This window comes from Kitasatospora sp. NBC_01539 (genome assembly GCF_045040525.1).
Lineage (GTDB): Bacteria > Actinomycetota > Actinomycetes > Streptomycetales > Streptomycetaceae > Kitasatospora.
In genome coordinates, this window is record NZ_CP109390.1 from 2,135,604 (window position 1) to 2,157,273 (window position 21,670).

The 21,670-nt window shown below is 76.2% G+C and carries 12 protein-coding genes and 1 tRNA gene; 10 read left to right on the plus strand and 3 right to left on the minus strand.

Features of this window, described 5'->3' with window-relative positions; genetic code table 11:
* Positions 1 to 167: 167 nt before the first annotated feature.
* On the minus strand, positions 168 to 1,505 hold the full coding sequence (locus OG335_RS09175; protein ID WP_405010543.1) for a M20/M25/M40 family metallo-hydrolase: 1,338 nt from the start codon (positions 1,503 to 1,505) through the stop codon (positions 168 to 170).
* A gap of 235 nt (positions 1,506 to 1,740) precedes the next feature.
* Between OG335_RS09175 and OG335_RS09180 the strand changes: the two genes are divergently transcribed.
* The 3 genes from OG335_RS09180 to OG335_RS09190 all read left to right on the plus strand — a co-directional run bounded on the left by OG335_RS09180 (position 1,741) and on the right by OG335_RS09190 (position 7,345).
* Positions 1,741 to 1,828 (plus strand) — tRNA-Leu (locus OG335_RS09180).
* 295 nt (positions 1,829 to 2,123) lie between these two features.
* Entirely contained in the window at positions 2,124 to 6,011 is a 3,888-nt protein-coding gene (locus tag OG335_RS09185; protein ID WP_405010544.1) for a Pls/PosA family non-ribosomal peptide synthetase, read from the plus strand.
* A gap of 8 nt (positions 6,012 to 6,019) precedes the next feature.
* Positions 6,020 to 7,345, plus strand: a complete 1,326-nt coding sequence (locus OG335_RS09190) for a M1 family metallopeptidase (protein ID WP_405010545.1) — start codon at positions 6,020 to 6,022, stop codon at positions 7,343 to 7,345.
* 30 nt (positions 7,346 to 7,375) lie between these two features.
* Here OG335_RS09190 and OG335_RS09195 read toward each other — a convergent pair whose 3' ends face one another.
* Positions 7,376 to 9,184, minus strand: a complete 1,809-nt coding sequence (locus OG335_RS09195) for a protein kinase domain-containing protein (RefSeq protein ID WP_405010546.1) — start codon at positions 9,182 to 9,184, stop codon at positions 7,376 to 7,378.
* Between the two features lie 186 nt (positions 9,185 to 9,370).
* On the opposite strand from OG335_RS09195, the gene OG335_RS09200 reads away from it, so the two are divergent.
* From OG335_RS09200 to OG335_RS09220, 5 genes are all read left to right on the plus strand, one after another.
* The gene (locus OG335_RS09200) at positions 9,371 to 13,558 is read left to right on the plus strand and encodes a hypothetical protein (RefSeq protein WP_405010547.1); all 4,188 of its coding nucleotides are present in this window, start codon (positions 9,371 to 9,373) and stop codon (positions 13,556 to 13,558) included.
* A 108-nt stretch (positions 13,559 to 13,666) separates the two neighbouring features.
* Positions 13,667 to 14,089 (plus strand): hypothetical protein, encoded by a 423-nt coding sequence (locus OG335_RS09205; RefSeq protein ID WP_405010548.1) that lies wholly within the window; start codon positions 13,667 to 13,669, stop codon positions 14,087 to 14,089.
* A 4-nt stretch (positions 14,090 to 14,093) separates the two neighbouring features.
* On the plus strand, positions 14,094 to 14,825 hold the full coding sequence (locus OG335_RS09210; protein ID WP_405010549.1) for a nucleotide exchange factor GrpE: 732 nt from the start codon (positions 14,094 to 14,096) through the stop codon (positions 14,823 to 14,825).
* A gap of 18 nt (positions 14,826 to 14,843) precedes the next feature.
* The gene (locus OG335_RS09215; protein WP_405010550.1) at positions 14,844 to 17,405 is read left to right on the plus strand and encodes an Hsp70 family protein; all 2,562 of its coding nucleotides are present in this window, start codon (positions 14,844 to 14,846) and stop codon (positions 17,403 to 17,405) included.
* Positions 17,402 to 17,686, plus strand: coding sequence for a hypothetical protein (locus tag OG335_RS09220; RefSeq protein WP_405010551.1), 285 nt, complete (start codon positions 17,402 to 17,404; stop codon positions 17,684 to 17,686). The genes OG335_RS09215 and OG335_RS09220 overlap by 4 nt, the downstream gene beginning before the upstream one ends.
* 64 nt (positions 17,687 to 17,750) lie before the next feature.
* On the opposite strand, the gene OG335_RS09225 is transcribed toward OG335_RS09220, so the two are convergent.
* Positions 17,751 to 18,734, minus strand: coding sequence for an adenosine deaminase (locus OG335_RS09225; protein ID WP_405010552.1), 984 nt, complete (start codon positions 18,732 to 18,734; stop codon positions 17,751 to 17,753).
* 520 nt (positions 18,735 to 19,254) lie between these two features.
* On the opposite strand from OG335_RS09225, the gene OG335_RS09230 reads away from it, so the two are divergent.
* Together OG335_RS09230 and OG335_RS09235 are read left to right on the plus strand one after the other, a co-directional pair.
* Entirely contained in the window at positions 19,255 to 20,310 is a 1,056-nt protein-coding gene (locus OG335_RS09230) for a nitrous oxide reductase family maturation protein NosD (protein ID WP_405010553.1), read from the plus strand.
* A gap of 83 nt (positions 20,311 to 20,393) precedes the next feature.
* Positions 20,394 to 21,452 (plus strand): methyltransferase, encoded by a 1,059-nt coding sequence (locus OG335_RS09235; protein WP_405010554.1) that lies wholly within the window; start codon positions 20,394 to 20,396, stop codon positions 21,450 to 21,452.
* Positions 21,453 to 21,670 lie beyond the last annotated feature (218 nt).

Below are 21,670 nucleotides of genomic sequence, written 5' to 3' on the forward strand. Positions count from 1 at the left end.
TTCTTCAGCCCCCGGAAACGGAATCCCACAATCATTCCCTCGGACAATGCGGCGGGGCTGCGGCCGGCACCCGTGGGAGCGGGCCGCCCGGAAACGCCGACGGCCCGCCCCGGGCACTCCCGGGCGGGCCGTCCGACGCGGCGGGCGGAGGCGCGGCGGGCGCCCCCTCAGCAGGCGTCGAGGAAGCGGTCCAGCACGCGCACGCCGAACGTGAGCCCGTCCACCGGCACCCGCTCGTCCACGCCGTGGAACATCCCCGCGAAGTCCAGCTCCGGCGGCAGCTTCAGCGGCGCGAAGCCGAAGCAGCGGATGCCGAGGTCCTGGAACGACTTGGCGTCGGTGCCGCCCGAGAGGCAGTACGGCACGGCGCGCGCGATCGGGTCCTCGGCGCGCAGCGCGGTCTGCATGGCCTCCACGAGGGCGCCGTCGAAGCCGGTCTCGATGGCCTTGTCCGAGTGCAGGCTCTCGCGCTTCACGCGCGGGCCGAGCACCGAGTCGAGCTCGGCGAGGAACTCCTCCTCGTAGCCCGGCAGGAAGCGGCCGTCGACGTGCGCGGTGGCCTGGCCGGGGATGACGTTGACCTTGTAGCCGGCGCCGAGCATGGTCGGCTGCGCGGTGTTGCGCAGGGTGGTGCCGATCATCTTGGCGATGCCGCCGAGCACCCGCAGCGTCTCGTCCATGTTCTCCGGGTCGAGCTCGACGCCGAGCGCGTCGGAGAGCTCGTCGAGGAAGGCCCGGACGGTCTTGGTGATCCGCAGCGGGAACCGGTGCCGGCCGAGCCGGGCCACCGCCTCGCACAGCTCGGTGATGGCGTTGTCGTCGTTCGTCATCGAGCCGTGCCCGGCCCGGCCCTCGACGGTGAGCCGCATCCAGTGCATGCCCTTCTCCGCCGTCTCCACGAGGTACAGCCGCACCTGGTCGTTGACGGTGAAGGAGAAGCCGCCGACCTCGCCGATGCCCTCGGTGACGCCCTCGAACAGCTCGGGGTGCTTGTCGACGAGGTACCGGGCGCCGTAGGTGCCGCCGGCCTCCTCGTCGGCGACGAAGGCGAGCACGAGGTCGCGCGGGGGCTTGCGGCCGGTCCGCAGGCGGTCGCGGACGACCGCGAGGGTCATCGCGTCCATGTCCTTCATGTCGACGGCCCCGCGGCCCCACACGCAGCCGTCCGCGATCTCGCCGGAGAACGGGTCGTGGGTCCAGTCCGCGGCGTTGGCCGGCACCACGTCGGTGTGGCCGTGGATCAGCAGGCCGGGCCGGGAGCGGTCCTCGCCCTCGATCCGGACCACGGTGGAGGCCCGCCCCTTGGCCGACTCGTAGATCTGCGGCTCGACGCCGAACTCGGCGAGCTGCTCGGCCACGTACTCCGCGGCCTTCCTCTCACCGGGCCCCGAGCCGTCGCCGTAGTTGCTGGTGTCGATCCGAATCAGGTCGCGGCAGATGTCGGCGACCTCCGACTCGGCCGTCACACGCGGCGCTGTCGCCCGCTCCGCCCTGGACTCACTCACGGCCACTCCTCGTCTCCGGCCCGCCCGACGCACCCTCGACGCCGCCCCCGGCCACACGCCGGGGCACCGCGGGCACCGTCCGCCCATCCTCCCCCAGCATCCGGCCGGGCCCCAAGGGCATCCGGGTCCGGATGCGGGCCGGGCGACGCCCCCGGGAGCGGTTTTGGGACCACAAGCCGATCTTTGCTACAGTTGGGCACGTCAACGCGGCGAGCAGCCGCGGGGACGACACCCGGTCCGGGTGGCGGAATGGCAGACGCGCTAGCTTGAGGTGCTAGTGCCCTTTATCGGGCGTGGGGGTTCAAGTCCCCCCTCGGACACCAGCCTGAAATGCGAGTCATGGGATCCATGGCTCGCATTTTTGCGTTCCTGCGCGGCACCCTCCAGGGCGACTCCGCGGGCACGCCGGGTGACAGCGCGACACCGGGGCGCCACACCTGCCCGCACCGCCTCGGTAGTATCGACCGAGTTGTCCGGTTTGCCCCAGATCCGAGCGGTGCCGGTGCACGAACCCGGCCACCCCGGGATCCGCCGCTCCCGGACACCACGCCGGTGTACGGCAGGGCGGTCCGCCGATCCGGCGGCACCGCCGACGCGGGCCCCGAGGACGAGGACGGTATGGCTGTCACGATCACCGACGGTGCGCCCCCCGAGGGCGTCCGGCCCGACGACGCCCCTCCCGCACTGTTCGCCGGGCGGGCCGCCCCGGCGGCCCGCACCCTGGTCGACGTGCTGGCCGCGACGACCGCGGCGCACCCGCACGAGCCCGCCCTCGACGACGGCCGCGCCGTCCTCACCTACGCCGCCCTGGCCGCCGAGGTCGAGCGGCTGCGCTCGCGGCTGGCCGCCGCGGGCGTGGGCCTCGGCGACCGGGTGGGCGTCCGGGTGCCGTCCGGCACCAACGACCTGTACGTCGCCGTGCTCGCCGTCCTCGCGGTCGGCGCCGCGTACGTCCCGGTGGACGCCGAGGACCCGGACGAGCGCGCCGAGCTCGTCTTCGGCGAGGCCGGGGTCGCGGCGGTGCTGACCGCCGGCCACCGGATCACCGTGCAGCACCCGGGCGGCGCCCCGGCCGGGCGGCCCGGGCCGGAGCACGACGCGTGGATCATCTTCACCTCCGGCTCCACCGGCCGCCCCAAGGGCGTCGCGGTGACCCACCGCAACGCGGCGGCGTTCGTCGACGCCGAGGCCGCGATGTTCCTCCAGGACGAGCCGGTCGGCCCCGGCGACCGGGTGATGGCTGGCCTGTCCGTGGCGTTCGACGCCTCCTGCGAGGAGATGTGGCTGGCCTGGCGGTACGGCGCCTGCCTCGTGCCGGTGCCCCGCGCCCAGGTGCGCAGCGGCGCCGACCTCGGCCCCTGGCTCGCCGAGCAGGAGATCACGGTGATCTCGACCGTTCCGACGCTCGCCGCGCTGTGGCCGGCCGAGGCCCTGAACGAGGTGCGGCTGCTGATCTTCGGCGGCGAGGCGTGCCCGCCCGAGCTCGTGGAGCGGCTCGTCACCGAGGGCCGCGAGGTGTGGAACACGTACGGGCCGACCGAGGCGACCGTGGTGGCCTGCGGCGCGCTGCTGACGGGCGAGGGCCCGGTGCGGATCGGTCTGCCGCTGGACGGCTGGGAGCTCGCCGTCGTCGACGACGCGGACCGGCCGGTGCCGATGGGCGCGAGCGGTCAGCTGGTGATCGGCGGCGTCGGCCTGGCCCGCTATCTGGACGCGGCGAAGGACGCCGAGAAGTACGCTCCGCTGCCCTCGCTCGGCTGGGAGCGGGCCTACCGGAGCGGCGACCTGGTGCGCGCCGAACCGGCGGGGCTGGTCTTCCTCGGCCGCGGCGACGAGCAGATCAAGCTCGGCGGCCGGCGGATCGAGCTCGGCGAGGTCGATGCGGCCCTGCAGGCGCTGCCGAAGGTGGCCGGCGCGGCCGCCGCGGTGCGCACCGCGCGCAGCGGCAACCAGCTGCTGGTCGGCTACCTCGTCGTGCAGGAGGGCTTCGACCGCGACGCGGCCGTCGAGCGGCTGCGCGCCGAGCTCCCGGCCGCCCTGGTGCCGATGCTGGCACCGGTCGACGAGCTGCCGACCCGCACCTCGGGCAAGGTCGACCGGGACGCCCTGCCCTGGCCGCTGCCGGGCGCGGTGGACGGCGGGCCGGCCGAGGAGCTGTACGGCACCGAGGCGTGGCTGGCCGAGCAGTGGGCCGAGATCCTCGGGGTGCCGGTGCGCAGCGCCGACGACGACTTCTTCGCGGTCGGCGGCGGCAGCCTCGCGGCCGCGCAGCTGACGACCCTGCTGCGGGCGCGTTACCCGTCGGCGTCCGTGATCGACGTCTACCAGCAGCCGACGGTGCGCGCGCTGGCCCGGCTGCTGGAGCGCTCCGTGCGGTCCGACGACGCGGCCCGGACGATCGCCCCGACGCCGCGGCGGGCGGGTCTGGTGCAGCTGGCCGCGCTGCTGACGCTGTTCACGCTGGTGGGCCTGCGCTGGTGGGTGGCGCTGCTGGCGTTCGGCAACGCGCTGGCGTGGGCGGGCGACTATCCGTGGGCGCCGACGGCCTCGTGGTGGGCGGTCGGCGCGGGTGCGCTGCTGCTGTTCAGCCCGCCGGGGCGGCTGGCCGTCGCGGCGGGCGGTGCGCGGCTGCTGCTGCGCGGTGTCGCGCCGGGCAGCCATCCGCGCGGCGGCAGCGTGCACCTTCGGCTGTGGGCGGCGGAGCGGCTGGCGGAGGCGAGCGGGGCGACCGCGCTGTCCGGGGCGTGGCTGGTCCGGTACGCCCGGGCGCTCGGCGCGCGGGTCGGGCCGGACGTCGACCTGCACGCGCTGCCGCCGGTGACGGGCATGCTGCGGCTCGGCAAGGGCTGCGCGGTCGAGAACGAGGTCGACCTGTCCGGCTACTGGCTGGACGGCGACCGGTTGGAGATCGGCCCGGTGCGGGTCGGTTCGGGTGCGGTGATCGGCACCCGGTCGACGCTCTTCCCCGGTGCGCGGGTCGGCAAGCGGGCCGAGGTGGCGCCCGGGTCGGGTGTCACCGGTCAGGTGCCGACCGGCCAGCGCTGGGCGGGCGCACCGGCCGTGAAGCTGGGCAAGGCCGAACGCGGCTGGCCGAAGCAGCGGCCGCGGCGCACCGCCCGCTGGGCGGCGGTGTACGGCCTGACGGGCGCCGGCCTGGGGCTGCTGCCCCTCGCGTCGCTGCTGCCCGCGCTGCTGGTCGCGGGCCGGTTCGTGCACCCCGGGGACGGCCTGGCGGCGGCACTGCGCGGCGCGCTCGTGGCGGTCGTCCCGGCGACGCTGGCGTACGGGCTGACGTACGCGGTGCTGGTGCTGGTGTCGGTGCGGGTGCTGAGCATCGGCCTGCACACCGGCTACCACCCGCTGCACGGCCGGGTGGGCTGGCAGGCGTGGACGGTCAGCCAGCTGATGGACCTGGCCCGGGAGACGCTCTTCCCGCTCTACGCGGGCCTGATCACCCCGGTCTGGCTGCGTGCGCTGGGCATGCGGGTCGGCCGGCGGGCGGAGGTGTCGACGGTGCTGGCGCTGCCGAGCCTGACGACGGTCGGCGAGGGCGCGTTCCTCGCCGACGACACCCTCATCGCCCCGTACGAGCTGGGCGGCGGCTGGGTGCGGGTCGGGCGGGCGGAGATCGGCCGGCAGGCGTTCCTCGGCAACTCGGGCATGACGGCGCTGGGCCGGTCGGTGCCCGACCGGGGCCTGGTGGGCGTGCTGTCGGCCGCGCCGAAGAAGGCGAAGCGCGGCAGCTCCTACCTGGGCATGCCGCCGGTGCGGCTGCCGCGCGCGGCGGACACCGCCGACCTGAGCCTGACGTACGACCCGCCGGCCCGGCTGCTGTGGGCGCGCGGGCTCGTCGAGCTGGGCCGCCTGCTGCCGGTGTTCGCGTCCGCCGCGCTGGGCGTCCTGACCGCGGCGGCGCTGTGCGCGCTGGGCTCGCCGCTGCTGTCGGGTGCGGTGCTGCTGGCCGCCGGCCTCGCGGCGTGCGTGGTCGCGGTGGCCGCGAAGTGGCTGCTGGTGGGCCGGTACCGGGCGGTGGAGCATCCGCTGTGGAGCGGCTTCGTGTGGCGCAACGAGCTGGCGGACACCTTCGTCGAGGTGCTGGCGGTGCCGTGGCTGGTCGGCGCGGTGCCCGGCACCCCGCTGCTCAACCTGTGGCTGCGCGCGCAGGGGGCGACGGTCGGCCGGGGCGTGTGGTGCGAGAGCTACTGGCTGCCGGAGGCCGACCTGGTCACGCTCGGCGACGGTGCGACGGTCAACCGCGGCTGCGTGCTGCAGACCCACCTCTTCCACGACCGGATCATGCGACTCGATACTGTGGTCCTCCGAGAGGGCGCCACGCTGGGCCCCGGCGGAATCGTGCTGCCCGGCAGCACGGTCGGCGCCCGATCCACGCTGGGCCCGGCCTCGCTGGTGATGCGCGCGGAGACCGTACCCGACGACACCCGCTGGCTGGGCAACCCGATCGAGGCCTGGCACCGGCCCCCGTCCCCGAGCGCGCGCAGAGAGTGACCTCCCCGGTGAGCCCCAAGCAGGCCGTTGCGACGGATCCGTACTTCCCCGACCACGGGGACGTCCGCTACCGGGTGCACCGGTACGAGCTGAACCTCGACTACCGGCCGGCGCCGAACCGGCTGGCGGGCAGCGCGCGGATCCTCGCGATAGCGGGCGGGACGCAGCTGCGCGAGTTCGTCCTGGACCTCGCCGACTTCAAGATCGGCCGGGTGCTGGTGGACGGCCGGGTCGCGCACTACACGCACCGGGCCGGGCGGCTGCGGGTCCGGCCGGCGCGGCCGCCGGCGGCCGGGGCGGCGTTCACCGTCGAGGTGCACTGGTCGGGCAACCCGAAGCCGGTGCGCAGCCCGTGGGGCGGCCTCGGCTGGGAGGAGCTGGAGGACGGGGCGCTGGTGGCCAGCCAGCCGGTCGGCGCGCCGTCGTGGTTCCCGTGCAACGACCGGCCCTCGGACAAGGCGGGCTACCTGGTGTCGGTGACGACGCCGTCGGCGTACGCGGTGGTGCTGGGCGGACGGCTGCTGACCCGCACGACGCGGTCGTCCAGCACGACCTGGGTGTACGAGCAGGCGTCCCCCACCGCGAGCTACCTGGTCGGGCTGTCGATCGGCGCGTACCGCGAGGTGCTGCTGGTCGACGGCAAGCCGGGGGCGGTGCCGCAGCGCGCCTGGCTGCCGACCCGGCTGATGCCCGCCTTCGAGCACGACTTCGGACGGCAGCCGGAGATGATGCGGCTGTTCGAGGAGCTGTTCGGCCCGTACCCGTTCGGCGAGTACACGGTGGTCGTCACGGACGAGGAGCTGGACGTGCCGGTGGAGGCGCAGGGCCTCGCCACGTTCGGCACCAACCACCTGGACGGCGCCCGCGGCTCGGAGCGCCTGGTCGCGCACGAGCTGGCCCACCAGTGGTTCGGCAACAGCGTCACCGTCGCGGACTGGCGCCACATCTGGCTCAACGAGGGCTTCGCGAAGTACGCGGAGTGGCTGTGGTCGGAGCGGTCCGGCGGTCCGTCCGCCCAGCGGCGCGCCGCCGCGGCGTACGCGGTGGTGGCCGCGCTGCCGGAGGACCTGCGGCTGGGAGACCCGGGCCGGCGGCTGATGTTCGACGACCGGGTGTACGAGCGCGGCGGGCTGACCGTGCACGCGCTGCGCCTCGCGGTGGGCGACGACGCCTTCTTCCGGCTGGTGCGCGGCTGGACGGCCGTCCGCCGGCACGGCTGCGCCACCACGGCGGACTTCGTGGCGCACGCGGCCCGCTACACGGACCGGCCGCTCGACGGGCTGTTCACGGCGTGGCTCCACGAGCCCGCGCTGCCGCCGCTGCCCGGGATCTGAACGGCGGCCGGGGGGCGGCGCCCCGGCCGGTCAGGGTTCGACGGCGCCCGGGTCGAGGACGACGGGCTGCCAGCGGTAGGCGGCGTCCTCCTGCCAGCACTGGAGTTCGTCCTCCACCACGGCGGCCAGGCACAGCCGCCAGTCCTCCCCCACCGACAGCGCGACCTTCGTGGCCGGCCGCAGCGTCGGCCGCCACCAGCGGGCCCGCCGGGCGCCGCCGGCCGCGGGCAGCCGCAGGCGTACGCCGTCCGGGCCCGCCAGCGCGATCGTCGGACCGCCGCGGTGCCCGGCCATCGCCACCCCGAGCGCCGACTCGGCCTCGCCGATCTCGCCGCCCCCGCCGGGCGCGGCACCGCCGCCGAGCACGTACAGGCGCACCGCGCCGTCCGGGCCCAGCGCGACGGCCTGCGGCCCGGACGAGGAGCGGGCGATCGCCGCACCCCGGGCCGGCCCTCGCGGCCCGAACCGCTCCGGACGGACGTCCGCCCCGACCCGCCAGGACTGCAGCCGGTCCTGCTGCTCGACGAGGACCGTCCAGAGTCCGGCACGCTCCTCGACGGCGGCGAGCACCCGGTCGGCCGGGCAGTTCGGCAGCTCCTGCCCGGTGAGGGTGAGCCCCGGTGCCCAGCGGAACGAGTGCAGCACACCGGCCCGGGCCGTCCACACCACCAGCTCGCCCGAGCCGTTGACCCCGCCGGCGACACCGCCGACCCCGCGCGCGACCTCCCACCAGCCGGAGCGGTTGCCCACCCACAGCGCCCCGCCGCGGTCCTCGGCGAAGGCCGCGAGCTCCGCCGGGCGGCCCGCCCGGCCCGCCACCACCTCGCGGACGGCCTGCGGGCCCTGGCCCGCCGGCAGGTCCTGCACGACCCGGCCCGGCCCGGTGAACGCCACCCCGTCCGCGCCGCCCGACACCACCAGCGGACGGCCCGCGGTGTCGGTGAGCACCGCCAGGCAGGAGGTGCGCGGCAGCTTCCGGTGGGCGCGCAGAAGTTCGCTGCCGCGGGCCGCCCACGGGCCGAGCGGCGCCGGGCGGCGGTCCGGGTCGTGGTGGAGCGGCTCGCCCGCCCAGAGCCCCAGCTCCTCCGTGAAACCGGCGGCGACCAGGTCACGGCGGGCCTGTTCGGCGGCGGTGCGCTGGTCGAGCCGGCCGTGCTCCGGCAGCAGCAGGCTCCGGGCGAGCGTGCCCACCGCGAAGAGGTCCTTCGCCGTCGTCGGGAAGCCGCCCACCTGCTCGGCCTCCGGCGGCACGTGGCCCGGGGTGAACACGGCGACCGTCAGCGTCTGGTCGAGCGGGGCCAGGAAGGTGAGGTCGATCAGCTTGACCCGGCCCTCCGCGTCGACCAGCACGTTGGCGGGCGAGATGTCCCGGTGCACCCAGCGCTTGCGGTGGAGGTCGTCGACGATCCGGCACAGCCGCACGAGCACGTCGGCGACGGCGGGCAGGCCGCCCCGGTTGGCCCGCGCCCACCGGTGCAGCGGCACGCCCTCGACCCACGGCGAGATCTGGTAGCCCAGCAGGGCGTCGCCGGGCGGGCGGCCGGGCCGGTGCGGGGAGGGCCCCAGCAGGAAGCTCGGCACGACCAGGTCGGTCACCCCGAGGCGGTGCGCGTTGTGCGAGACGTCGTCCCAGCGGCCGAGCCAGCGCCGGACCTCGGACGGGTCGCGCTCCAGCATGATCTTCGCGGCGACGAGCTCCTTGACGCCGCTGCGGCCCGTGCGCTCGGCACGCCACACCTCGGCCTCGCCGCCCCGGTGGTGGAACTCCAGCAACTCGTACTGTTCGGGGTCGAACTCCGGACCGAACCGGAGCCCCGGCACCCAGCGTGACTCTGCCACTCCACCCCCGCCTGACGCCGGCCGGCCTCGGCCTCCCCGCCCCCACGATAGTGCCCTTTCCTGCACCGAAGACCAGGAAGCCCCTATCCTGACAAAACCTGGAAACAGGTTGACGGTACGTCAAACCAGCCACTACGAAGATCTGTTGCACGTACCGTTCCACACGCACCGCAGGGGGGACACTGCATGGCGCTGCTCACGCTGCTGCTGATCGCACTGGCGGCACTCGCCGTACTCGGCGGCATCGCGCTCGCCCGCCGCGGACGCGCCCTCGACCGGGCCGCCGCCGACGCCGCACTCGCCAGGGCCGCCGCCCGCACCGCCGCCGGACGCCACGAGCAGGCCCGCCGCCGGTACGCCCGGCTCGTCGAACGGCTCGCCCTCGCACCCCCCGCACTGCGGCCCCAGCGCGGCCTCGCCCTGCTCGGCCAGGCCGGGGCCACCGCCGCCGGCGGCGACCCGGCGGCCTCCCTCCCCCTCTACCGCGAAGCCTTCCCGCTGCTCGCCGAACCCGACCGGCAGCTGCCCCCGTGGTGCCTGGCACAGCTCGCCGACGAGGCCGTCCAGGCCGGGGGCACCGAACTCGCCCCCGTCCTCGCCCTCCTCCGCCACGCCCGCACGCCCGGCGGCGGCTCCGACAGCGCCACCCGCCTCCTCGACTGGCTCCAGCGCCGCTGCCGCGAGGGCACCCCTGCCGAACGCGACACCGCCACCGCGGCCGCCCTCGCCGCCCTGCCCGGCCAGGACTGGCCCGTCCTGGCCCGCGCCGCGCTGCTCCACGACACGGGCCGCGCCGCGGAGGCCGAGGCCGTGCTCCTGACCGCCGCCCCGCACGGCAGCGGCGAGCTGTGGTTCCGCAGGGGCGCCCGGCTCAGCACCGCCGGCCGGCACGACGAGGCGGTCGCCGCGTTCGACGAGGCGCTGCGCCGCGGCCCCGGCGAGCCGTCCCCGTGGTCCCGCGGGCCGGCCCTGCGCGCCGAGTCGCTGCTCTTCCGCGGCCTCGCCCGGCAGCGCCTCGGCCGGCCCGAGGCCGCCGACGCCGACCTGCGCGCCGCCGCCGCCGAGGCCCCCGCCGACGCCCGCCCGCCGTACGCCCTCGGCCGGCTCGCCCTGCTCGCCGGCGCGGACGACGAGGCCCGCACCCACTTCACCGCGGCCCTCGCCGCCGACCCCGCCTCCGCCCCCGCCCGCCTGGGCCTCGCCCTGCTGCACGAGCGCGCCGGACGGCCCGCGGAGGCCGCCGCCGACTACCGCGCCGCCCTTGCCGCACGGCCCGGCTGGCAGCCCGCACAGGTACGGCTCGGCGCCGCCCTGCTCGCCGCCGGGCAGCCCGGGGAGGCCGAGCCGCTGCTCGCCGCCCAGGCCGGGGCGGACAGCCCGTGGGGCCGCAGCGCCGCCTTCCACCTCGGGCTCGCCCGGGCGCGCGCCGGCGACCCCGCCGGCGCCCTCGCCCGGTGGGAGCCGCTGCGCGGCCCCGACCTGCTCGACCGGATCGCCACCCAGCACGACCTGCTCGCCCGCCGCCTCCTCACGGCCGACCCGGCCGCCGCCCGCGCGCACTGGGAGCAGGCCGCCGCCGACGCCCCGGACGGTCCGGCCCACCACCCGGCGCTGCGCGAGGCCGCCCTGCGGGAGGCCGCCCACCTGCTGCTCACCCGGCGCGACGACCCCGACGCCCGGGCTGCCGCCGCCACCGCGCTCGCCCTGGCCGACTCGCTGCCCGCCCCGGACGGCCCCGGCACCGCCGCCCGGGAGGGCCGCCTGCGGGCCGCCCTCGCCCTCGCCGGCGGCTCGGCCCGGGACGTCGACGCCCTCCTCGGGCCGGCCGACGGGCCGCGCGAGCTCCACCACCGCGCCGCGGCCGCCCTGCTGACAGGTCGCCCGGTGCGGGCCGTCGCCCTGCTGGCGCCGGTCGAACCCGACCCCGAGGGCGACCCCGGCACGGCCCGGCTGCGGGCCCTGCTCGCCGAACGCGCCGGCAACGGCCCCGCCGCCCTGGACTGGTACCGGCGCTTCCTCGACAACCCGGTGCCCGGCACCGCTCCCGCGGAGGCCGCCCCCTGTGCGGCCGGAGGCACCGCCGGCTGCACGGCGGCCGCCACCGACACCTGCGGCGGCTGCGGCCGCGAGGGCTGCGCCGACCACCTGCACCGGCCCGAGGACGCCCGCACGTCCCGCTGCGGGCACTGCGCAGGTCCGGCGCTCGCCGCCGTCCTCGACTGCGCCCTCCGCACCGGGCTGCCGGAGGAGGGCGAACGCACCCTTGCCGCCTGGGCTGCGGTCCTCGGCGACGGCCCGGCCGGCACCGGCGTCCGCCGCGACCTCGCCCTGCTGCGCGCGGAGCGGGGCGACCTCGACGCCGCCCTGGACGCGATGCCCGTCGCGGCAAGCCGCGCCCGCAGCGCGGTACTCGTCCGCCGGGCCGCGGCCGCGCTGCTCGCCGACCGGCCGTCCGACGCCGTCGGCGACCTGCGGGAGGCCGTCAAGCTGACGCCCGACCACGCCCCCGCGACGGCCGCCCTCGGCACCCTCGCCGAGCACGAGGCCCGGCGCCACGCCGCCGAGGGCCGCCACCGGGAAGCCTGGGACGCCTACCGCGCCCTGCTGCTCCGCGACCCGGCGCACCCGCGGCTGCTGCACGCCCTCGGCCTCGTCAGCTACCGCCTCGCCGCCACCGTGCCGGCCCAGCGCACCGCGACCGCGGCCGCACCGGAGCCGGACGGCGAGCCGGCGGACCGTCCCGCGCAGGCACCCGACCCGGAGCGGGTCTGGGCGTGGGCCGTCGCCTGCCTCGTCGCCTCCCTCCACCTGCCGGAGGTCTGGGACGCCACCGCCGGGGTCACCGGCCGGGACGCCGAGCCGCAGCGCGTCAGCGCCGCCCGCGCCGCCCTCACCGACCGGCTCCGCGGCGACCTCCGCGCCCTCGACCAGGAGCAGGGGCGCAGCGGTGACGACGCCGACGCGTGGACCGTCCGGCTGGGCATGGAGGTCCGCAGCGCCGAGGCGTTCGCCCAGGACGAGCTGCGCGTCGCCCGGCCCGACGGCGGCAGCCGCCGGCTCGTCCTCGGCCCCGCCCTGGACCGGCTCCTGCGCGAGCACGCCGACGGCGCCGGCGGCACCGCCTGGGCGGGCGAGTTCGAGTACGCCGTCCGTCCGTGGCGGAAGCCCGGCCCGTTCGGTGTGCACCCGCTGACGCAGGCGCTCGGGCTGTTCGACGACCTCGGGCCGCAGCGCTACCTCCTGCTCCAGGGGCGCCCCGGCGCGGCGGTCGCCGCGCTGGACGCGATACCCCCGCGGGATCCCGACGACACCCGGCAGGCCCTGCTGCGCGAGGCCCTCCTCGGTCAGGCCGCCGAGCACCACCGCCAGCAGGAGTGGCGCGCGGCGCTGGCCACCCTGACCCGGGCGCGGACGCTGCCGGGCGGGCCGCTCCCCGCCGAGCTGACGGCGACGGCGGCCGACGCCGGCCTGCGCGCGGCCCGTGCCCTGCTCAAGCAGAGCGACGACGACCAGTCGGGGGCGAAGGAGATCCTGGAGGAGGCCCACGCGCTGGCGCCCGACCACGCCGAGGTGCGCGACAACCTCGGGGCGGCGTACGCGCAGCTGGCGCGGAAGATCAACAACGAGAGCCAGGACTACGCCGAGGCGCTCGTGCTGCTGCGCAAGGCCATGGCCCTGGCCCCGGACGACCCGACGGCCCGCCACTTCCTGGAGGCGGCCCTGCGCAACCGGGCCAACGAGGTCACCGCGCTCGACGGCGACCTCGCGGAGGCGGCGGACCTGTGGGCGGAGCTCGCCACGCTCGGCGACGACCCCGAGTACCGGGCGGGCCTCACCTACAGCCTGCAGCTCCGGTCGCTGGCCGCCGCGCTGGCCGACCGCCGCGCGGAGGCCGTCGACCTGATGGCGACCGCCCTGCGGTCCGACGCCGACTGGGACGGCGGCGACGCCGCGGCGGAGGCCCCGCGCCGCGTCTCGGTGGTGGTGGCCAACCACATGATGGCCGAGTACCAGGACCGCCCGTTCCGCGAGCGGGCCGCGCTGCTGCGCACCGCGCAGACGTACCACGACTCCGACGAGCTGCGGACGCTCATGGTCAACGTGTGGCGCAGCGAGGCGGCGGACGACTACGAGGCCGACCGGTTCGTCGACGCGGCCTCGCTGCTGGAGCAGGCGCTGACGATGGCGGGCTCCGCGGAGGCGACCGCGACCGTCCGCCGCGAGCTGGGCGTCGTCTACGGCGCCCACGCCGTCCGCCGGGCGAACGCCCGCCAGCTGCGGGAGGCGCGGTCGCTCGTCGCGAAGGCCGTCGCGCACAGCCCGTCCGACCAGGACCTGCGGCAGCTCAAGCGGCGGATCGACAGCCTCCGCTGAGCCGGCCGGCCCGGACACCGCCGCACCACCACCGCCGACCCGACCCGTACCCCTCGCGGTATCCGCGGCGGGGCACCGGAGCCGCCCGCAGGAGAGGGGACCACCGCCGTGCCGCTGCACGATCCGTCGCCGTACGAGGTGCTGGGACTTCCGCCGACCGCGGGTGTCCGCGAGATCAACCTCGCCGTGGGCCAGGCGATGCGGCTCGGCCGTTTCAGCCGCCAGCAGATCCAGGAGTCCGCGGCGCTGCTGCGCAGCCCGGAGCGCCGGCTGGAGGTCGACGTCCAGCAGTTGCTGCCGCCCGACCCGGTGGACGGCGCGGCCGACCTGCTCGCACCGGCGCTGGCCGAGCCGCTGCTGGGCGGCGAGCGGCCGCCGCCGGCCCCGGCGGACCTGCTGGTGCTGCGGCGCGGCGACCTGGAGGCGGACTTCACCGAGCCCGCCCCGATCGCCGCCGCCCCCGAACCCCCCGTCCCGGTGCGTTTCGCCGCCGACCTGTCGGTGCTGCCGCCGATCGAGATCCCGGAGTGACCGTATGACGACGCAGGAGACCGCCGGGCCGCCGCCGGAGCGGGCGGCACCGCTGGAGGTGCCGCAGCGGGCCCTCGACGTCGACCTCGCGCAGGCGTTCAGCCAGCTGCTGTTCCGTGCGTCGCTGCTGCAGCGGCTGCGGGACGAGGAGGCGCGCGCCGCGAGGTCCGGGCAGCGCGACCTGCTGGGCCTGCTCGTCGACGTCGACGACGCGCTCGCGGCGCTGGGCCTCGACCCGGACCTCGTGCGGCTGGGCCGGAGTTCGGGCATCGAGGCGACCCGCCGCCGGCTGCTGGGCAAGCTCGCCAAGGCCGGGGTCCGGCCGATGCGGCTGGACGGGCTGCCGGCCGACCCGGTGCTGTCCGAGATCGTCGGCACCGAGGTGAGGGCCGGGCTGGAGCCGGAGACGGTCGTGCAGAGCGTGGTGACCGGCTTCTTCTGGAACGACGAGGTGCTCCGCCGCGCCCAGGTCGTGGTCGCCACGCCGCCCGCCGCGGACCCGCCCGCCGACCCCCGCGTCGACCCGCGCACCGACCCGCGCACCGACCTGGCGGCCGACCCCGCGGTGCCGGAGGGGCTTTCCGTACCCGCACGGCCCCCGGCCGCCCCGGCACCGGACGCGCCGGCCGCGGACCCCGCCGTCCCGGAGGCCGCGGCCCCGGAGGCCGCCGTCCCGGCCCGGCCCCGGAAGGGCGGCCCCGCCCGGAGCACCCGACGCAGGCGACGCAAGAGCTAGGAAACAGAGGGGAACGACATGTACCGCACTCTCGGTATCGATCTGGGCACCACCAACTCGGTGGTGGCCCACCTGCGGCGGGGCGAGCCGGAGATCGTCTTCAACCGGCAGAACCAGGAGGGCACGCCGTCCGTGGTCGGCCGCGGCCGCCGCGGGGAGCTGCTGGTCGGTTCGTCCGCCCGCGGCCGCCTGGCCCTGGACGGCGAGAACGTGATCCGCTCGGTCAAGCGCTTCATGGGCCGCAAGTTCCGCGACCCGCAGGTGCAGGCCGCGCTCGACGAGCTGGACTACAAGGTCACCGCGGGCACCGACGGCGACGTCAACGTCTGGTTCGACGGGCGCTCCTACACGCCGATCGAAATCTCCGCGATCATCCTGCACCGCCTCAAGGAGGACGCCGAGCAGCGCCTGGGCGAGCCGTTCCACCGGGCCGTGATCACCGTGCCCGCGTACTTCGGCGAGCGGCAGGTCGCCGCGACGCAGGAGGCGGGCCGGATGGCCGGCCTGCACGTGCTGCGGGTCATCAACGAGCCGACGGCGGCCGCCCTGGCGTACGGGATGACCGCCGACGCGGGCGACGACGGGCGCACCGTGCTCGTCTACGACCTGGGTGGCGGCACCTTCGACATCTCCATCCTGCTGCTGGTGCCGGGCTCGGTGTCGGTGCTGGGCATCGAGGGCGACAACCTGCTGGGCGGCGACGACTTCGACCGCGCCATCACGACGGCGCTGCTGGACGACATCCGCGACGAGTACGGCTCCGACTACCGGCCCGACCGCCGGGACCGTCCGCGGATCGCCTCGGCCGCCGAGGTGGTCAAGATCGAGCTGTCCAACCAGGAGGCGTCGGACGTCGTCCTGGCGGGCCTCGGCGCGGGGGCGCTGGTGCTGGAGACGGTCTTCGAGCGGCCCCGCTTCGAGGAGCTGGTCGAGGCCCGGATCGAGCGCACCATCGAGCTGACGCACAAGGCGATCATGCAGGCCAACCTGACGGTCGGCGACATCGACGAGGTGCTGCTGGTCGGCGGCTCCACGGCGATCCCGCTGGTGGCGCGGCGGCTGGGCGAGGTGTTCGGTCCCAAGCGGATCCGGCGCGGCGTCAACCCGATGCAGTGCGTCGCGCTGGGCGCGGCGGTGCAGTCGGCGCTGGTCTCCGAGGTGGAGTGCCCCGACTGCCGGACGCCCGCGGAGCTCGGGGCGTCCTCGTGCGGGTCGTGTGCGGCGTCCCTGCTGGGCGGTGCCCGGGTCTCGTGCACGGGCTGCCACCTGCCGGTGGATCCGGCCGCGGGGTCCTGCCCCAAGTGCGGGCAGTCGATCGAGGCGTCCGGGGCCGCCGCGGGCGCGTCCGTGCCCGCGCCCGCCGTGGCGCAGACCCGCGACTGCGCGCGCTGCGGCACCCCGGCGGCGCCGGGCGCGACCGCCTGCAGCCTCTGCGGGGAGTCCCTCGCCGCGGCCGGTGCGGCGGAGGCCGCGCCGCGTTCCACGGCGGCCGAGGACGTCGGTCTGCGCTGCGCCGGCTGCAGCACGGTGAACCCGCCCGGCACGGAGGTCTGCCCGTCCTGCGGCCAGCTGATGCAGGTGACGAACCCCTTCGACATCACGCCGAAGGACCTGGGCATCGAGCTCAACGACGGCCGGCTGGCCGTGATCATCCCCAAGAACACGGGGTATCCGACGAGTGCCCCGGTCAGCCGGGAGTTCGTGGTCTCCGGCAACGGCCGCCAGCGGCTGGAGGTCGCCGTCTACGAGGGCGAGCACGAGATCGCCCAGCAGAACGAGCTGATCGGCCACCTGACGCTGCGGCTGCCGACCGGGCTCGGCGGCCGGATCCCGGTGGACGTCTCGTTCGGCCTGGACCGCGACCGCACCATCACCCTGTCGGTGCGGATCCAGGGCGGCGGCGAGCGCACGGTGAAGCTGGAGCGGGCGACCCTCGACCCGGAGCTGAAGGTGCAGGTCGAGGAGCAGCAGCGCAAGATCGAGAGCTTCACCGACCGCTGGGGCTCCGAGCTGACGGCGGCGGAGATGCGCGAGACGCAGCAGCTGATGGACGCGCTGGACGACATGGCGGCCGGCCAGACCCGGGGCGAGTCGGTCGACGCGGCGCTGGAGCGGGCGGAGATGCTGCTCAACGCGCAGCGCTGGGTGCGCAGCACGGAGGCGTACCTGGGGCTGTTCATCCTGTACTGCGAGAAGCACCTGGACCGCAGCGACCTGGCGCGTCTGCACGGGGTGGCGGCCGAGCTGCGGCAGCGCCGCGAGGCGGCGGACTGGGAGGGCGCGACGGCGGCGGCCGCCCGTGCGGACGAGCTGTGCGACTCCCTGGGCCACACGTTCCAGATGCTGACGATGTGCAACATCTACGTGAACCAGAACATGGTGTCCGCGGCGCTGTCGCAGCGGATCATGGCGGAGCTGCGCGGCCTGGAGTCCGCCGTGGAGTCGGCCAACATGGAGGCCGCCAACCGGCACAACTCGGCGCTGCTGACCCTGTACGCGCAGGCGCAGCGGGAGATGGGCAGCGAGACGGTGCCGGAGCAGGCCGGTCCGGTGCGTCCGGAGGAGGTGGACCCCCGGTGACGGCGGTGCCGCCGATCGAGGTGCCGTGCCCGCAGTGCGCGGTGCCGGCGGATCCGGAGAGCCTGCGCTGTCCCTCCTGCCGGGAGGACCTGGCCGCGCTGGTGCGGCTGCGGTACGCCGGGCGGATCGAGTACAACGAGGCGCTGGCCCTGGTGCTGGCGGGCGACGACGCGTCGGCGCTGGTGCTGCTGCGGCGTGCGGTGGCGGCGGAGCCGGACCTCGGGCCGGCTCTGGAGCTGCTCGCCGCGGTGTCCGGGCGGGTCGGCGCGGTGCGCGTCTGAGTGCCGCCGCGCCCCCGTGCCGCCGGAGCGGTGCGGGGGCGCGGGGCGCGGGGCGGGCTGCGGCTCAGAACCGGTGGGCGTCGACCTCGGCGAGGTAGCGGTCCCGGGTGGGCGCGTCCAGGAACGACGCCTCGAAGGAGTTCCGTGCGAGGGTCCGCTGGTCGTCCTCGGTGAGGCCGAGCGCGGCGGCGGTGTCGGTGAGGTTCTGGCCGACGTAGCCGCCGAAGTAGGCGGGGTCGTCGGAGTTGACGGTGACGACCAGGCCGGCGTCGAGCATCCGGCGCAGCGGGTGGTCGGCCAGGGTGTCGACGCAGCGCAGCCGGACGTTGGAGAACGGGCACACGGTGAGCGGGATCCGCTCGCGCACGAGCCGCTCGACGAGCTCCGGGTCCTCCAGGGAGCGGATGCCGTGGTCGATCCGCTCGACGTGCAGCACGTCGAGGGCCTCCCGGACGTACGCGGCGGGGCCCTCCTCGCCGGCGTGGGCGACGGCCCGCAGGCCGAGTTCGCGGGCGCGCTCGTAGACGGCGGCGAACGCGGCGGGCGGGTGGCCGACCTCGGCGGAGTCCAGGCCGACGGCGGTGATGCTGTCGAGGTGGGGTTTGGCCTCCTCCAGCGTGGCGAGGGCCTCCTCGACGGGGAGGTCGCGCAGGAAGCTGAGGATCAGCCGGGTGGTGATGCCGTGCCGTTCCTCGCTGCGCCGCAGGGCCGTGTCGAGTCCGGTGATCACGGTGTCGAACGGGATGCCGCGGCCGGTGTGGGCCTGCGGGTCGAAGAAGATCTCCGCGTGCCGGACGCCCTGCTCGCGGGCCCGCACGAGGTAGGCCTCGGCGAGGTCGGTGAAGTCCTGCTCGGTGCGGAGGACGTCCGTCAGCCGGTAGTACAGGTCGAGGAAGGACTGGAGGTCGTCGAAGCGGTAGGCGGCCCGGAGCTCCTCGACGCTCGCGAAGGGCAGGGCGACGCCGTTGCGCTCGGCCAGCCGGAAGGCCAGCTCCGGCTCCAGGGTGCCTTCGATGTGAAGGTGCAGCTCGGCTTTCGGTAGTGACATCAGGCGATTGTACGCAATTGCCCCATCTTATCCCAGCCGGCCCCGCTGCGGGCCGCCGCCCGCCCGCACCGCCCGCCCGCACCGGCCGGCCGACCCGGCGCACTCCGTGGGCGGCCCGCTCCCGCAGGGGTCCGTCCGCCCGGCCTGACGGCCCGTCCGCTGACGGCCTGTCGCCCGGCCGCGCCGCCGGCGTCCCCCGGTCGGCCCTCCGCCGCTGCGGCGCCACCGCCCCCGGGTGACGCTGAGGTGATCCACGCGCCCGCGCGCCGACGACGGAGGAGCCCATGACCGAGTCCGCCCGCCCGGCCGAGCGCGTGGCACCAGGCCGGACCACCGCGCCACGCGGGATATGACGGCCCGCCACGGAGACCCCTCCCCGGCACCGCACCCGCCGGCCTGCGCGCCGGTCCCGCCGGTCCGGGGGCCCGTCCCGGCGCTCCCCCGCCGTACCGGGCCGCACCCGGCCCGCCCCGGCCCCGGCCCTTCCCGACCCCGCACCCCGAAAGCAGGCTCCTGTTCCATGCCCATGCGACGGACCCACTACCTCGCGGGCGGCCTCGCCGCCCTGGTCGCCCTCGCGGCCGCGCCGCCCGCCCACGCCGCCACCGTCCACCTCGTCGACCCCGGCGGGTCCATCCAGGCCGCCGTGGACGCGGCCGCCCCCGGCGACACCGTCCAGCTGGTGGCGGGCACGTACCGCGAGAGCGTGCTGATCTCGCGCTCCGACATCCGGCTGCGCGGTGTCGGCCCGGCCACCGTCCTCACCCCCGACCCCGCCCAGACCGGCAACGCGTGCGCCACCGCCGGCCACGGCATCTGCGTGCACGGCACCGACGCGCAGCCGCTCACCGGCGTGCAGGTGTCCTCGCTGACGGTCACCGGCTTCACGAAGAACGGCCTCGACGCCTCGGACACCGACGGCCTCCGGGTCACCGGCGTGGGCGCCCACCGCAACGGCCAGCAGGGCATCAGCCAGGAGAAGTCCGTCCGCGCCCGCCTCACCGGCAACAGCGCGACCGACAACGTCCAGGCCGGCATCTTCCTGGCCAACTCGGTCGCCAACGAGGGCGGCGCGATCGACACCCAGGGCACCGTGATCCGCGCCAACCACCTGTCCGGCAACCGGATCGGCGTGATCGTCCGCCGTGCCCGGACGCTCACCGTCGACGCCAACGACATCACCGGCAACTGCGGCGGCGTCTTCGTCGTCGGCGACGAGGGCGTGCCCAAGGCGGGCGCGCTGACGGTGAGCCGCAACCGGGTGGTGGAGAACAACAAGTACTGCCCGCCCAACCCGCGCCTCGCCTTCATCCAGGGCACGGGCATCCTCTTCACCGGCGCCGAGGACTCCCTCGTGACGGACAACCAGGTGCAGGACAACAAGGGCGCCTCGCCGATGTCCGGCGGCATCGTCCTCTTCAGCAGCGTGGTCGGCACCCCCAACAACCGGATCACCGTGACCCGCAACGTCCTGTCGTCGAACGGCCCCGCCGACCTCGCCGACCGCGACACGGGCACCGGCAACACCTTCACCGGCAACTACTGCGGGGTCTCCGAGCCGGCCGGTCACTGCTGACCCCGCCCGCCCGCACCACGGCACCACCCCGTACTCCCCCCTCCCCACCGGGCACCCCGCCCCCGTCCACGAAAGGCGGCCCGATGTCCGCCACGGCCACCGCTCCTCCCGCCACCGGCGCCCCCGCCACCTCCCCGCCCGCCGCGATGCGGATGCGCGAGCTCGTCTTCGGCGCCGCGTGCGCCGCGGCCATCCGGGCCGCGGCGTCGATCGGCGTCGCCGACGCCCTCGGCGAGTCCCCCGCGTCCGTCCGCGACCTCGCCTCCGCCGTCGGGGTCGAGCCCAAGCCGCTCCGCCGCCTGCTGCGGGCCCTCACCAGCTACGGCATCTTCACCGAGGCGGACGACGACCGCTTCGCCCACACCGACATGTCCCGGATGCTGCGCGAGGACGCCCCCAACAGCCTCCGCCACATCGCCCTCTGGTGCACCGAGCCGTGGACGTGGCAGGTGTGGCCCCGCCTCGACGAGGCGGTGCGCACCGGCCGCAACATCTTCCCGGAGCTGTACGGCAAGGAGTTCTTCGAGTACCTGCACGACGACGCGGGCGAGTCCGCGAAGGTCTTCGACAAGGCGATGAGCAGCTCCAGCCGCCAGTCGGCCGCCGACCTGGTGGCCTTCCTCGACCTCACCGGCGTCTCCAGCGTGGTCGACATCGGCGGCGGGCAGGGCCTGGCCCTGGCCGGGCTCCTGGAGAAGCACCCCGGCCTGCACGGCACGCTGCTGGACCTGCCGCAGGTCGTCGCGGACGCCGACCCGCGGCTGCGTCCCGGCGGTTCGCTCGCCGACCGGGCCCGTCTGGTGCCGGGCGACTGCCGGGTGTCCATCCCGGTGGAGGCCGACCTCTACCTGATCAAGAACATCCTGGAGTGGGACGACGAGTCCACCCGGCGCACCCTGGCCAACATCGTCGCCTCGGCCCGGCCCGGCGCCCGCGTCGTGGTGGTCGAGAACCTCGTCGACGACAGCCCCTCGATGCGCTTCACCACCGCGATGGACCTGCTGCTGCTCCTGAACGTCGGCGGGGCCAAGCACTCCCGGGAGAGCATGCTCGGGCTGATGAGCAAGGCCGGCCTGCACGTCGACGAGGTCCGCCCGGTCAACCCCTACCTGCACGCCTTCGAGAGCACCGTCGAGGGCTGACGCCCCGTCCGTGACGCCCGTGGCCCGCCGGCAGCCTGCCGGCGGGCCACGGGCGTTCCACCGGTCCCGCTCCACTACCCCGCCGTGCGCGCCGGCCGCCGGCCTGCGCAACCACCGCCCCGCCCACCGCCCACCGCCCGTCGGCTGCGCGCCCGCCGCCGGGCACGCGCCAGGGCGCCGGCCCGGTGGATCCCGGCCGGCGCCCTGGGCGGTCCTGC

Coding starts and splice junctions, on each gene's coding strand:
- OG335_RS09185 (WP_405010544.1), top strand. CDS start 2,124: ATGGCTGTCACGATCACCGACGGTGCGCCCCCCGAGGGCGTCCGGCCC.
- OG335_RS09200 (WP_405010547.1), top strand. CDS start 9,371: ATGGCGCTGCTCACGCTGCTGCTGATCGCACTGGCGGCACTCGCCGTA.
- OG335_RS09210 (WP_405010549.1), top strand. CDS start 14,094: ATGACGACGCAGGAGACCGCCGGGCCGCCGCCGGAGCGGGCGGCACCG.
- OG335_RS09215 (WP_405010550.1), top strand. CDS start 14,844: ATGTACCGCACTCTCGGTATCGATCTGGGCACCACCAACTCGGTGGTG.
- OG335_RS09225 (WP_405010552.1), bottom strand. CDS start 18,734: ATGTCACTACCGAAAGCCGAGCTGCACCTTCACATCGAAGGCACCCTG.
- OG335_RS09230 (WP_405010553.1), top strand. CDS start 19,255: ATGCCCATGCGACGGACCCACTACCTCGCGGGCGGCCTCGCCGCCCTG.
- OG335_RS09235 (WP_405010554.1), top strand. CDS start 20,394: ATGTCCGCCACGGCCACCGCTCCTCCCGCCACCGGCGCCCCCGCCACC.